General features: G+C 51.8%; 13 protein-coding genes. 8 read left to right on the top strand and 5 right to left on the bottom strand.

Annotated features, from left to right (window positions below; all coding sequences use genetic code 11):
• Nucleotides 1-286: 286 nt before the first annotated feature.
• The 3 genes from K3T82_RS26180 (at nt 287) to K3T82_RS26170 (ending at nt 2,748) form a co-directional block, all read left to right on the top strand.
• Nucleotides 287-556 (top strand): hypothetical protein, encoded by a 270-nt coding sequence (locus K3T82_RS26180; RefSeq protein ID WP_220196475.1) that lies wholly within the window; start codon nt 287-289, stop codon nt 554-556.
• A 122-nt stretch (nt 557-678) separates the two neighbouring features.
• Nucleotides 679-1,044: a response regulator gene (locus tag K3T82_RS26175; RefSeq protein WP_220196474.1), complete on the top strand. Its 366-nt coding sequence runs from the start codon at nt 679-681 to the stop codon at nt 1,042-1,044.
• Nucleotides 1,045-1,248: 204 nt separating this feature from the next.
• Nucleotides 1,249-2,748 carry a PAS domain-containing sensor histidine kinase gene (locus tag K3T82_RS26170; protein WP_220196473.1) on the top strand — a complete coding sequence of 500 codons (1,500 nt, stop codon included), beginning with the start codon at nt 1,249-1,251 and terminating at the stop codon, nt 2,746-2,748.
• A gap of 423 nt (nt 2,749-3,171) precedes the next feature.
• On the opposite strand, the gene K3T82_RS26165 is transcribed toward K3T82_RS26170, so the two are convergent.
• The 3 genes from K3T82_RS26165 to K3T82_RS26155 form a co-directional block, all read right to left on the bottom strand.
• Complete coding sequence (locus tag K3T82_RS26165) at nt 3,172-3,756, bottom strand: hypothetical protein (RefSeq protein ID WP_236031551.1); 585 nt, start codon at nt 3,754-3,756, stop codon at nt 3,172-3,174.
• A 341-nt stretch (nt 3,757-4,097) separates the two neighbouring features.
• Nucleotides 4,098-5,474: a DUF2252 domain-containing protein gene (locus K3T82_RS26160; protein WP_220196471.1), complete on the bottom strand. Its 1,377-nt coding sequence runs from the start codon at nt 5,472-5,474 to the stop codon at nt 4,098-4,100.
• An 82-nt stretch (nt 5,475-5,556) separates the two neighbouring features.
• The gene (locus K3T82_RS26155; protein WP_220196470.1) at nt 5,557-5,949 is read right to left on the bottom strand and encodes a DUF202 domain-containing protein; all 393 of its coding nucleotides are present in this window, start codon (nt 5,947-5,949) and stop codon (nt 5,557-5,559) included.
• A gap of 590 nt (nt 5,950-6,539) precedes the next feature.
• Between K3T82_RS26155 and K3T82_RS26150 the strand changes: the two genes are divergently transcribed.
• The 4 genes from K3T82_RS26150 (at nt 6,540) to K3T82_RS26135 (ending at nt 11,229) form a co-directional block, all read left to right on the top strand.
• On the top strand, nt 6,540-7,085 hold the full coding sequence (locus K3T82_RS26150; RefSeq protein ID WP_220196469.1) for a hypothetical protein: 546 nt from the start codon (nt 6,540-6,542) through the stop codon (nt 7,083-7,085).
• 111 nt (nt 7,086-7,196) lie between these two features.
• Nucleotides 7,197-8,540, top strand: coding sequence for a Dyp-type peroxidase (locus K3T82_RS26145; protein WP_220196468.1), 1,344 nt, complete (start codon nt 7,197-7,199; stop codon nt 8,538-8,540).
• Nucleotides 8,541-8,645: 105 nt separating this feature from the next.
• Nucleotides 8,646-9,692, top strand: a complete 1,047-nt coding sequence (locus K3T82_RS26140; RefSeq protein WP_220196467.1) for an FUSC family protein — start codon at nt 8,646-8,648, stop codon at nt 9,690-9,692.
• Between the two features lie 67 nt (nt 9,693-9,759).
• A complete protein-coding gene (locus tag K3T82_RS26135) occupies nt 9,760-11,229 on the top strand; it encodes a cytochrome P450 (RefSeq protein ID WP_220196466.1) in 1,470 nt (489 codons plus the stop codon).
• 390 nt (nt 11,230-11,619) lie between these two features.
• Here K3T82_RS26135 and K3T82_RS26130 read toward each other — a convergent pair whose 3' ends face one another.
• Nucleotides 11,620-12,570 carry an AraC family transcriptional regulator gene (locus tag K3T82_RS26130; protein ID WP_236031550.1) on the bottom strand — a complete coding sequence of 317 codons (951 nt, stop codon included), beginning with the start codon at nt 12,568-12,570 and terminating at the stop codon, nt 11,620-11,622.
• A 306-nt stretch (nt 12,571-12,876) separates the two neighbouring features.
• Entirely contained in the window at nt 12,877-13,017 is a 141-nt protein-coding gene (locus K3T82_RS26125; protein WP_220196465.1) for a hypothetical protein, read from the bottom strand.
• Between the two features lie 210 nt (nt 13,018-13,227).
• Between K3T82_RS26125 and K3T82_RS26120 the strand changes: the two genes are divergently transcribed.
• Nucleotides 13,228-13,554, top strand: a complete 327-nt coding sequence (locus K3T82_RS26120; RefSeq protein WP_220196464.1) for a carboxymuconolactone decarboxylase family protein — start codon at nt 13,228-13,230, stop codon at nt 13,552-13,554.
• Nucleotides 13,555-13,773: the final 219 nt, after the last annotated feature.

Here is a 13,773-nt window from a genome sequence, read left to right as displayed (position 1 = left end):
CCCATTGATCCAAAGTAGCAAAGATGCCCCAATGCTCATTTACTACTTTTGCCGCATGACACCATGCATTCTTGCCGTCTATACTATGACCACACAGAGAGACGAACAAGCACGAGAGTGAAGACAGCTCTCTCTATCAGAGCAAATACCAGTATTCAAGAACAGTGCCTTTTCTCTTTGATCCTGTCATTTGCTACTTATTGTACATACTTATGCTTCCAGTGAGGAAAGGCAGAAACGCGCGAGAACAGGCGCATAAAGCAAGAGGATATGAAAAGGGGAGATTATGACGACAAAAAAACAGTTGCAGGATATTGTGAAGCAATTGGAACTGGTTGATCTGGGCGAAGCTCAATATTACTGGGAAAAGGAGAGAACGCATATGACGACAATGCAAGAATTGCAAGCAATCGTTGAGCAATTGGGATTGGTTGATCTGGGTGAGGCTCAACAGTATTGGGAACAAGGGAACATGGACGAAGACGTGAAAAACAAAAAGCGAAAACAATTCCTTTCTGTGAAGGCAAATAACGAGAGCCTGAGGAACGCTGCGTAGTTTTCATGGGGAGACGAAAGAGAACATACGCTCGCCTTTTCCTCTCGCATCAAGGTAGTGGCGCATATGATGACGTATGCTGGTAAAACCCAGTAGCCACAAAAAGACAAGAAAGGACCCCGATGAGCAAAAGCATTTTAGTCGTCGATGACAATTGGGTCACGCGATCCACGTTACAAGAGGCGCTGGAGGACGAGGGATATGAGGTCGACACAGCGAGTGATGGACTCATCGCCTGGAAAAAACTTACTCTCCATCTCGCCTGTTATGGAGTCATTTTGTTGGATCTGACCATGCCCCGAATGGGCGGATTGCAACTCGTTGAGGCGTTCCAAGCGCAAGAGGAACCCATCACGCGGCTGGTGATTGCAATGAGCGCCGATTGCCATGCCCTCCAACAAGCCAAAGCTCTGGGCATTCGCCATATCCTACCCAAACCATTCGATCTCGAAATAGCTCTGGCCTTGATTGCAACGTGTTTCGACTGATGCCTTTTCACTGACTGCCGAAAAAGAGGGGGCAGTGACTGGCTATGTACACTTGAGTTTCTCTCAATGATGGAGGTCTCTGTGGCAACGTTTTTCAAAAGATGCACTGGATCAGAAGGACTACGTGTTTAGCGGGAGAAATGTTCATTGGAGGAGAAGAGCGAACACATCTCTCGTTATGAGGTAAAAATGGAGGAGAAGTACATGTTTCATGACATGGAGAACGATAGCACTCACGTACATTTATCCTTTGAAGCGCTTTCCGCAAGAAAGGTCGCGGATACCATTCCCCACATTGTCTGGATGGCACGCCCCGATGGCTACAGAGAGTATTTCAATCAGCACTGGTATGCCTTTACCAAGACCAACCGCAAACAGGTGCATGGGAATGGATGGCTCCAATGGGTTCATCCAGACGATCGAGGAAAAGTTCTGACAGCATGGCGCACTGCTGTGCAGACAGGCGGACTCTATAATGTAAAGTATCTGCTTCAGAATGGACAAACTGGAGCATATCACCGATTTCTCTCCCGTGGTCTGCCCCTCAAAGATACTCATGGTCATGTGACCCGCTGGTTGGGCACCTGCACGGATATCGAGGAGAAAACATCTTTGGGAAAGAGAGGGCAGATCAGCGAAGCTCAATTCTATACCCTCTTCGAGTCCAATATTCTTGGTGTTGTGCTTGGTGACATTCAGGGAAATATTCTGGATGCTAATGAGGCATGGGCACAGATCACAGGATGGACGCCAACAGAAACGCGTTCAGGAACTTTCAATTGTTTCAACTCCATGCCCCCTGCATTTCGGGAACAACATCTTCAAGCGACACAAGAACTTGTGGAGACAGGAATGTGTCTTCCCTATGAAAGCGAAATAGAGCGAAAAGACGGCAGGCGGGTTCCTATCCTGACAGGAAAAGCGCTGTGCGATCGTGAACACCAAACCTATATTGCATTTGTGCTAAATATCACGGCACAGAAAGAACTGGAGAAGCGCAAAGACGAGTGTATCAGTCTCGCCTGCCATGAGCTCAAGACGCCGCTCACCGCGCTGAAACTACTCGTCCAACACATGAAGCAAAAGCAGAAACGAGAAGAGGATCAGGAGCGTTCCCTCTCACTGATAGAGGCTCAAACGACCATCTTGACGCGTCTGGTCAATGACCTCCTGGATGTCTCTAAGATTCAGCAGGGAGATTTTGACTATGCTGATGACCTCCTGTTTGACCTGAAGTCTATGGTTCGAGAAACAGTCGAGCAGGTTCAACAGGCAACGATGACGCATACTCTTTGCTTTCACGTCACTGAAGCAGAACCCATCCACATAGTAGGGGATAAATACAAGTTGAAACAGGTTGTGACGAATCTGCTTTGTAATGCCATCAAATACTCTCCACAGGCACATAATGTAGACATCTTCCTAGGTACTTCCGAGAACGCAGCCATCATTCAAGTGCAAGACTATGGAGTTGGTATTCCTAAACAGAATCAACACACGATTTTTCGCCGTTTCGACCGGGGAGCGTACAGTCAGAAAAAAGGCGTCTTCCCCGGACTAGGGCTGGGTTTATACCTCGCGTATGAGATTGTCACCCACTATGGGGGAGACATCAAGATTGAAAGTGAGGAAGGGAAAGGAACGACATTTTCGGTCCATCTTCCCTTCCCTGACGAAAAGAGACGCGATGGCACTGTTTCATAAGGAGGGTGCGCCTGACAGAAGAAAGGCGCATGGAAGAGATGGCATGAAAAGCCATCTCTTCCATGGCAGAGACGTGATAGGGAAACTTGTCGTGATGGGTTGGCTGGCCGGGCAGATCATCGAGATGATGTACGCGCCCTACTTGAGAAAGATGCCGAGTTGCTGCGAACGGCTCCACATGGGCAAGAACCTCCATCGCCGATATTGTATGATCCTGAGATCCATCGAGCACATCGACAGGGTAAGTATCGGACGGGGAAGCCCATTACACATCCGAATACCATTGTTCAGCTTCCAAATCATCGGTAAAATCCCATGAGAATCAGGCGTGGGGACTCTGACTGATAGATCTTTCAGCGAAAGGTAGGTGCTTCCAGAATATGCCTCTTTCCTTGTTTCAAGAGCTTGCGGAATTCCCAACATTTACCAGGGCAGATGAAACTCCGAAATGGCTGGCACCGCGACGACCAGCAGAGAAAGGAGGGCTTCTATCATCATCAACGCCTTCGCTCGTTGTGTAAGAGGAAACATCTCAGTGGGGCTGAGAGCTGTGGCACCCGTAAATGCCAGGAAAAGGTAATCCAGAAAACCTGGTATCCAACCAGTGGGATTACCGTTTTCCTGCTGTGGAAACAGAAAATCTGCTGCCTGCGAGTCCGACCGATGGCGTTTCACTGGTCCTCCGCCGTCGATTTGCCAGTACCATAATCCGAAGATGAGAACATTGGAACCCCAGAGGAGAATTGCGGCACGTAGCAGGATGGTAGCGTATTTGTTTATTATCACAGTGATAAGGAGAAGCGCAATGCTACTGGCCAGACCAAACGTCAGCACGCCGAGCAGCGTGAGAAGAAGTGGATGGAGCGTTTTGTATGGAAGGCCACGTTCGGTCAAAAGGGTGAAGGCGATTGGCAAGGGAAAAACTACTTCAATGGCCAGGAACAGCCAGGGTGGGCCAATCAGCAATTTGGTGGGAAGAAACGCGTGAAGGACTCCTACAGCAAGCATCCCCAGCATTGCTCCCCAGAGAGAGGGTCTATTTCTATTAAGGCGAATTTGATCTGAAGAAGGTAAATGGTTCCCATTCACATCATAACCCCTTTATGGTATTGATCCCCAGATGCTCGAACGCTCCCAAGATCAAGCGTTCCCTAAATGCCAAGAGCACGAAGCCAATAATCTTTTGGAAGGCGCGCGAGAACTGGCCGAGTAATATACTGGGCCATGGGTATCGAAAGCAGCATTCCTCCAAAGTTGATGACCAGAATAGCCACGACCATGCTCAGAGAGCTCACATATGAGGGTCTGGGTGCTTGTCGCTGCAATACGTCTGATCCAGTTTTTATCGTCTATTTGTCTGTGATAACTGTAATGTGTTTGGCTTCTACACCCGCCATGAAGCTAGCGTAGTCTCGTTCATTCTGATCAGCATACGCGCAGGCGAACTCAGACAGGGCCTGAGCAAAGGAATCGCTTTTACCCAGGTAACCGCTGATCAACGCCGGATCACCAGCGCGCGCGTGCGCCCTCGCCAGCGCCCATCCACACAGTTGAGCGTATACGGTGAAACGGGCAAGACTCATGGTGGTCACGTCGCTCGACCATCCCATATCACGCAGTTGGCGTACATAGTAGTTGACGTCCTCGAACTGGGTCCAGCCCAAGAAAACATCACTGGCAGCCTGCATGAGTCGTTGTCCATGCACGATACGCTGAGCCGGGTTGGAATAGGGGCTGGGGCCAGTATAGGGTTCCAGGGCCGAGGGCCGTGCTTCCTTGATCTGAAGGAAGAGCGGGTCGTTTTCCTCTCCTTCCCCCAACAACAGCACGATATAGCAGCGCGTGCCAACACTGGCTACTCCCACCACTTTCCAGGCCAGATCGATGGGCTGGTACCATTTGAGCAACGTTTTTTGCTCTTCCCGGGTCGATTCCAGGTAGCCAGCGACAAATGCCAGCAAATGCGTGGAGAGACGCTCGTTCGGATGATGACCAATCAGCGGAGGATCATCCTTAATGCGCACTTGACCATTCACCACATGTGTAAGTTTGGGAAACGCGCGAATGCTGGTGCGCTGCTGAGCCCGAGAGATTGCGCGGTCAAGTCGAGGAAGAAGGTCACGATTAGCGATCGTACGAAGGAGCTCGACATCCACACGCGCATACCAGAGATCGATCCGGCGCATCGCACTAAACTCATACATACGCTCTTGATATGACGAAACACAGTTCATAACCGCTTGCTTACAATCACGCGCGGGAAAGCCATTCTGCCGCCCCCCCACAACAATACTGGTCGCGAGCCGTTTCACGTCCCATTCCCAGGGGCCAGAGACAGTCTCGTCAAAGTCGTTCACGTCAAAGACGAGGTTGCGCTCAGGAGTCGCATAGATCCCGAAGTTGCCCAGATGGGCATCGCCACAAATCTGTGTCGAGATCCCAGTGATGGGCGTGCGCGCTAAATCATGTGCCATCATCGCGGCCGATCCGCGCAAAAAGTTGTAGGGAGAAACGAGCATGCGGCCGTAGCGGATGGGCACAAGTTGCTTCACCCTCGTGCGATTGGATGTTTCCAGGATACTCAAGGGATCTGGACGATTGGATGCGAACTCCCACAGAACATGGCTGGAACGAGGGCAATGAGCACGGAGCGCCTTGCCAGCGGCATAGCGTTCCGCACTGGTTCGTGCATACAGTGTGGATGAAGATCGCAAAACGTTGCTCATTATTCCCTCCTAACCCAGATGAAGCCAGGTCTTCTCGTTTGCATTTTTCCGTTATTTCGGTGTCCGGAGGAGATCAACGAGGCTATGGAAGAGCCATTGCCACCAGCGCGAGGAGGCCAATAATCATCAGCAGAATCGCCACCAGCACACTCAAGCGCCAGGGTTTCTCATACGTGGTGGCAGAGCCCTGCTTCAAACGCTTCAGGCTCCATCTACACTGAATGACGGCCCCAAGCAGACCTAACACGCCAAGGATGATGAGTCCGACCGCAACTGTGGTTATAAGATACTCCCTGAGCGTATCCACGAGATTCCTTGGTCCACCAGCTCTGACAAGGTGAAAAGCCTCTCCAAGGGCAAACCCGAAGCCGATCAGCGAAAGAGACGTTTTAATCCAACCCATGAGCGTCTTTTCAATGGCTTCATGGACCTGTTTCGCGGCGTTTACATCTGTGCTGATGTGAAATTCTCCCATGACCATGGCCCCCTTCGAGCGATTTGGCTGTACGTTGCATGCAACAGGTATGTATGCCCCCCATCCGATTGATTAAGAAATCAGCGAACGGTGCTCTTCCCCCTCTGTAATACTTCTATGATGTTATAGAGAGTGTCTTAAGGTGGACATCATGGGACTGAATTGCGCAAGCAAAACATGCATTTGATAGCAAAGCAATCTTCTGATGCTTCCTGCATTCGCAAGCGTCTCATCATTTCCATACGCTCTAGGAAATTTCCAATTTTATCATCTCAAGACATACTCTAACGATGTGCAAGCACAGCATGTTTAGTCAGAGTTTCAGCCAATTAGTAATATGAGTGTACCAGGCTCGCAAAAAAAGCTCATTTTTGGCTCTGGCAGAGTGTGGCAGATTGAGTGCAAAGGTGTTGGACTCATCTAGTATGCTTCATGGAGATACGAAGATGAGCAGAAGTAGAGTGGCGTTACGTTTCTTTCTCTCATAAAAGAGGAGCTTGAGCCTACGTCGCATACAAGGAAAGCTCATCCACTTCAGCGCTTGTGCACTATGCTGGGGCTAGAAATCTTCACACAAAGGAGCAAAAGCCATGGAGTCAACAAAGGAGCATCCAAAGCGGAAGGGGCTGAAGTCTGGAGTGAGGACAGAATTTACTGTCATTGGAACCGTCAAACCAGGCCACCAACAAGCGCTGCGCGAGGCTATCAAGCGGAGAGCCGCCGATCCCCACCGCATAGAGGACGCCAAAAAGTTCGGCACGATACATGAAGCCAGGGTGGCTCTTATCGACAATGATACGCGGCTCCTATTTTGCAGCAGCTTTGACGGCACGTGGGATAAGTACATCGATGACTTTGCCGTTGCCGATAACGCCGTCTCGCAATCGTTCGCGGAATTCTGGTCTCATGTAGAGGACTACCCGGGCATCACGGACCCGAGCGTCAGGGACTGGTTAACGGTGCACCAATATGAAGCGCTTGCTTATGATAGCAGCTATCCCGAGCCCACAGTCAAGCAGATCTGGAAAGCGCTGGAACTGCAGCACGCGTTCCAGCAGGTGCTCGACAACCCTGAGGCTGAGCAGGCGCTGCAGCACCCGGCGTTGAAACCGCTGCTTGACCAGGCGGCAACGTAACCGAGAGGACGGCTCAAGCCTCGCAGCAGGCGGGATTGGGCGAAGCCCAATCCGATAACAAGCAATCGTTTCCCGACAACGCCTGGGACAGTGGCACCAGGAGGATCAACTATGCTTGAATTCAACGACATTCAGAGCGGCGTGCTCCGCCCTCGTCCGACGCCGTATGCCGCAACGTACATCATGCTTCGCATCGATGATCGCGCCGGAGGTCATCTGTTGCTGAAGCGGCTCACACCTGCGATTGCCTCGGCCACTGATCTAACCAGTCCTGCAGGCGATGCCTGGGTGGCGGTGGCGCTTTCCTATCATGGCCTGAAGGCGTTAGGCGTCCCCCAAGCATCGCTTGAGAGCTTCTCACCGGAGTTCCAGCAGGGAATGGCGGCCCGTGCCGCGGAACTGGGTGATGTGGGCGAGAGCGCTCCTGAAAAGTGGGAGTGGCCGTTGGGCACGTCGGAGGTCCATCTCGTGATTGCCGCACTCGCTCCTGATCAGACACGTCTGGCAAAGGTCCTGGAGCCTGCAAGGCAAGCCTACCTGCAGATGCCCGGAGTGACGGCGATCTACCGGCAGGACTGTTATCAACTTCCCACAGGGCGCGAACCATTCGGCTTTCGAGACAGCATCGGGCAACCAGTGATCGAGGGGAGCGGGATTGCTGGAAGCAATCGCCAGGAAGCTCCGCTCAAGGCGGGGGAATTTATTTTGGGATATATCGACGAGTCAGGAAGGTTGCCTCCGCAACCCCAACCCGAGGTGCTGGGCCAAAACGGGTCGTATGTAGCCTTGAGAAAACTGCATCAAGATGTGGCCGCGTTCCGCCAATACCTAGCGGCACACACCACCAGCGCGGCGGGAGAAGAATGGCTGGCCGCCAAGATGATGGGTCGCTGGCGTAGTGGCGCACCCCTCATGCTCTGTCCAGAGCACGATGACCCGGAATTAGGGGCCGATCCGCGACGCAACAACGATTTTCTCTACGCGGACTCCGACCCCAAGGGTCTCAAATGCCCGCTTGGATCGCATGCACGGCGCGTGAACCCACGTGACCAATTCAAGCACGAAATCACCCAGGTCAATCGCCATCGCTTGATTCGCCGCGGCACCGTCTACGGTCCCCTCCTTCCTGAGGGGATTCTGCAGGACGATGGAGCCGATCGTGGCATCATTTTCGTCTTCATTGGTGCCTCACTTTCGCGGCAGTTCGAATTTGTTCAGAGTGAGTGGGTCAATCAGGGTATTTTCATTGGGGCACCTAGTGAGAAAGATCCGATATGTGGGCCCAATGATGGGACTGGTGTGTTCACCATCCCCAAGCAGCCTATCCGCCAACGCCTCCATGGCTTGCCGCAGTTCGTGACCAATCGCGGCGGAGAATACTTCTTTCTGCCTGGCCTGCGGGCATTACAGTGGCTGGCGGACGCCGAGTATGTTGCCGAGGGGAGAGAACGCTAGTCAGAATCCAAACCAACTCACGACCGTGTTGACACAAATGGAGTGCATGCATGGCCACACTCCTGGCATGGCCAGAGGTCGAAATTGGCGAGGAAGGAGAGACTAATGGGAAGAATGGGGGTTTTATTCCACAATAACTCCGGCGCTAAGCTATATCCAGGCAAAGGCTTCTATACCGCCCTGGCGATGTTTCTGCCTCTGCTTGTCCTGACCATACTTGGTCAGAGATCCCTTGGTATCCTGGTCATGACTGGCGCATTGCTTACCTCATTCGGGGACGTCGGCACGTCGCCCCGCACACAGGCGTGGTCTTTGGGAACGATTGCAGTCGGCGGCGCTCTCATAACCGCACTGGGTCGGCTCATTGGTGGGCCATGGTGGGTCGAGATTGTGGAGATCTTCCTCATGGTTTTCCTCAGCGGACTCCTCTCGGTGTATGGTCAGGCCGCGGCTGTCGTGGGATTGCTTTTGACGATCACATTCGTGATCTCGCTTGCGAACCGTAGCGGTTCGCAAACATCGCTACCAGCGGCGGGAGGCTTTCTGCTCGGTGGGGTGATCTTGATGCTGTTCATGCTCTTGTTTGCATGGCTCCAATCACACCGTAGTAGGATGAGAAACGAAGTACGATCAAACAGGCCACAACCAAGACGCACTACGCTCACAGCGCAGTTCACGTTGCCCCCCCCACTACTGCGCTTTAGCTTGTTGCGTGCAGTGGGAGCAGCAGTTGCAGCAGGGAGCGGCTGGATCTTAGGTGAAGCGCCATTCTATTGGGCGACCCTCACCGTCATCATCTGCACCCAGCAGGATCAGAAGGTCTCGCTAAGGATGGCACTACAAAATGTCATTGCGACGTTCCTGGGTGCGTTCCTGGCAGCGGTCTTGATTGGTAGCGTACAGAACGCTTTGGTGGTAGGGCTGATCGTGGTGGCGAGCACGTTCCTGGCATTCGCCATCAAAGAGCTGAACTACTTCCTGCATCTCTTCTTTTTTACGATCCTTATCCTGCTACTCATCAGTATCAAGATGTCGGGCCAATCCCTTGCCGTATGGCGAGTGGTAACCATCCTGGTTGGTGCGGGGATCGTCCTTGTGATCACCTTCCTCAGCCAGATGCCCTCCACTCAAAAAAGGACTGTTTCATCATGAAAGGGAGTGGCAGGGCAGAATCCCAAAGAGGTCTTGAGCGATTAAAAAGAGAAGGAAGAACTAGAACATGATTGATCCAGAGAAAACTGTTGACCAGCGGAATAGAGCTCCCGATACCAGGAAGATGCCGTCCACCTTCGATCCTGTTTATATTCAGGGCGCTGTGAAGCCGTTTTTCCGCAGCACCATCTATCAGGGTGAGCGGCCATTGCTTCCTATGATTGACCTCACTCTGAGCAAGGAGGCGGCAATGCCAGATCACCTCGTTGGGATGCTCTACGACAATTGGGAGCTGAATATGGAGAAGGAGGGACTCACAGTCTTCATCCAGGGATACCAGAAACGCGGGCCACATAACGAGAGAAAGAGGATCTACTACTCGGCTGTCACGCCGGATCTGTATGGTCCAATGTATTCGGACAAGATCAAACGCTTCCTCGATTCCCTCTTCGACGAACAAAACGAAGGCAAACCACTGATGAGCCAGTACTACCAGAGATATTTTGACATGTACTGGGACCTTCACCTTGGCGTCACAGGGAACGACATTCCGCCTGAAATCAAGCAGATCGGCCAGAGCTTCGTGGCTGTCTTCGGCTTCAGGTACCCAACCTTGCAGGTCGTCCATGACAACTACATGCGTGTGCGCCAGCTCCGTCACCTACTCAAAAACTGGATTGACCAGCAGGTACAAGATCTGGTCGACGGTCATGTGCCTAATCCAGAGAAGACCCTGGTCTACTACTGGATCAAGAACGGCGCGCTGGGGGAGAACTTCAGGAGGAAGGACATCGTCTTCGAGTGCTTTCACAATTTTCTGGCGTTCAGCCAGTGGGGCACTATGCTCTACAATATGATGGACCGACTGGAGGCAACATATGGAGACCTGGCTGTCCGTTCATGGTTTGAAAAGACTATGAAGCGTGGCCCCGACGAAACAGACAACGCCGCCTTCAGCAGGCTTGACCGTTTCGTGATGGAGTTATTCCGGACCATCTCGCCCAACCGCGGCAGCGCCTCAGTGCTACCTGCTCAGGAACAAGCTTTTGGCACCGGGTCCACTGGCCTCAGCACCATTATTACGCCTCATCTGGAAACCAGCAGAGACCCTCTTCACTGGAACAAGCCGAATGATTTCGACCCGGATCGCTATCAGCAGGCTCCGACGAGTGAACAGAACAACGAGGCCAAGTGCAAGCAAGCCGGGTTAGCCCAATGCCCCTTCAGTAGGAGAGCCTTTCACGTCAAGGACGGTCGACAGGCTTCGATCATCAACAGCGCGTTTGGCGCCGTGTACGCGTGTGTCGATAACCAGACCTATCCAGTATGCGACGATGCCGGGTATGCACCATTCGGCTTTGGATATCGCCGTTGCGCGGGCGAGTTCCTCACCATTGGTTTCTTCAAAGATCTTCTCAGAAAAGTGTGGAGCGAAAAGATTGTCTTCACCAGACTCAACATCGACCCTGCCGAGTTGTTACCGGTAGGACCAGCAACGGTTGTTCTGGACAATATCGGCTTTAAGAGGGGCCAGTAACATCTCCCTGCATTTTGGCATACCTGCATTTTGGCATAAGAGACCTGTACACGAAAAATACAACGTGAAGGCGTATATCATCGGGATTGAAACGGCTCGGGTGTAAATCCCAACATCATCGGCCGAGCGCGACAGATCAGTAATCACTCTTGTCTGAAATGGCTCTTGGTAACGATAGGAAGTTCAATGGCTCGCAAGCACCAGTGTATAGCAATGGTAGTTGATATGTGAAGACCATCTATAGCATTCAGTTGCATTCTCTTTTGTCTTATCTTCTTCATTAAAAAGACTGTTCTCATAAAGAGAACCGATCAACACAATCAGCCCGTCTGGGAGAACGGTTTGTGGCTTGATGCGTCTTATTTTGTATCGAGAAGGCCATCTTTCTCATTACCTAGAGAAGGCAAGCGTTTCTCCTCGCAGTCGTTGTACATCGCGCATGGGAGGGGTCCCAAAGAGGCTTTTATATTCGCGATTGAAGTAGGAGGCGTCCTGGTATCCAACACGATAAGCCGCACTTGTGGCGTCCAGGTCTTCTGAAAGCATGAGACGACGCGCCTCCTGGAGACGTAGCTGCTTCTGAAATTGTAAGGGGCTGAGTGCAGTGACCGCTTTGAAGTGGTGATGAAACCCTGAAACACTCATGCCCAGATCCTGCGCAATCTCTTCAATGCGTAAGGGTTGGTCGTAGTGTTGCCGGAGTCGCTTGACCGCCTGGGCGATATCGGGGGTGTACCCCCCTTGCAGAGCGAGATGGCGGAGGCGACTCCCCTGTTCACCCATGAGGAGCCAGTAGAGAATTTCCCGCGTGATCAAAGGCTCAAGCATCTGTGCATGGGCAGGGGCATCCACCAGCCTTACCAGTCGCACGAAGGCCTCCAGCAGATTCCCATCCAGGAGGCTCACGGTGATTGCCGAGACCGCTGCACGCTGCTTTGACCACGAGTGATCCGCCTCAACAGCAACTGAACTCACCAGAGAGGGATCTAGTTCCAGCCGCAGACTGAGATAGGGATGATCCTTCGAGGCTGAAAGCACTTGGCTCACACGGGGCAATGCAACGGTGGTCAGCAGATAGTGTGAGGGATCATAGCAGTAGCGGTTCTCACCGAGTAAGACCTCTTTGCTTCCCTGAACAATCACGCAGATGGATGGCTCAACTACGCTATGGACTGATTGGAGAGGCACAGAACAGCGGGCCAGATGCAATCCTGGGAGTGGCTCTTCTACGCCATCCTCATGCACAGTTCGCCCAATGCGTTCTATCAGTTCCTCACGATACGCTTGTTGCATCATGGCCTGACGTTCTCGCTGCTGGGCATCTCGTCCATCCATTGCCATTTTCCCTCCTGTAGCTCTTTCATCTCTCTGGAAATATTTGCAGAATCCTCCAATCATTCTCGACAATTATTCTATCACCCCAGGCTTCGGTACGTCTATACTATTCTCATGCAGAACAGTATGGGATCTGCATAGTCGGAGGAAGCTAGATTTTTCTTCAAGAGCAGAGCCATATGGAAGCATGACCCAATCTGTTATAGAAAGACTGGAGGTATGAGCTATGTATGAAGCGTTCCCTTGCACACAGCCATTATGTTCATCCCAGTTCCCTGGTTTGGCTATATGGATATGGATGCTCTCTAAGGTTCAGTAGGCGACAAGCAGGGGATGATTCACTTCATTCGACACATCATCGATGCGTAGCATCATCTGTTTGATACCGCTGGTCTGTTTACGAATGCGCTTAGAGTCCCAGATAACCACAGTTCTCACGTTTGCAAGAAGCATAACCTTGTCAGCTTTTCCATCTGTTACCTCCCATTTTGGGCGACGCTCTTTCTTGCGAAGGACTCTCCTCAATATAGCAGGTGTGGCTCTTAGCGCTCAGATGGGGGGCTGCACTTTGTCTACACCATCCCATAATTAGGAGAAATATAAAATTGTCTATCCACAGGAGGCAGCCCTCCTGCACCGACGTACATACATAAGGAGAAATACATGCCTGAATCACAAGAACAAACACCTGCGCAGAAACTCATTGGCACCTTTTTGCCGAAAATGGTTTCACTCACGGATGACGTGCTTTTTGGTGATATCTGGGAACGAACCGAACTTTCAAAACGAGATAGGAGCTTGATTACGGTTGCAGCTTTGATCGCAGGTGGAAACACCGAACAACTTCCCGGACATCTCATGAGAGCCAAAGACAACGGTTTGACGGAGACGGAACTCAAAGAGGTCATCACGCATCTCGCATTCTATGCTGGTTGGCCGAAGGCCATGTCTACCATTGCCGTCGCCAAACGCGTCTTTGACGAGCCATAAACTGGCAAGGGGAGAGGTTCTTCCAGGAAAGCCTGGGGAAGGATTACCTTCATTGGCCCTCCATTCACAGGTAACGTTATGAAAAAACGATGAACAACATGTATCAAGCATTGGCAACGCTTCTTCTTGTATCCTGGCTTTTCGAGATATCTGGCCCTCCTAGAGAACGAACATGTCTTGCTTCGTATGGGGAAGCAAATATGGTGGAGGAATGAAACA

The organism is Ktedonospora formicarum (assembly GCF_016587355.1).
Lineage (GTDB): Bacteria > Chloroflexota > Ktedonobacteria > Ktedonobacterales > Ktedonobacteraceae > Ktedonobacter > Ktedonobacter formicarum.
Note: the sequence above shows the minus strand (reverse complement) of the source record. Positions and strands in the feature narration are given on the sequence as shown.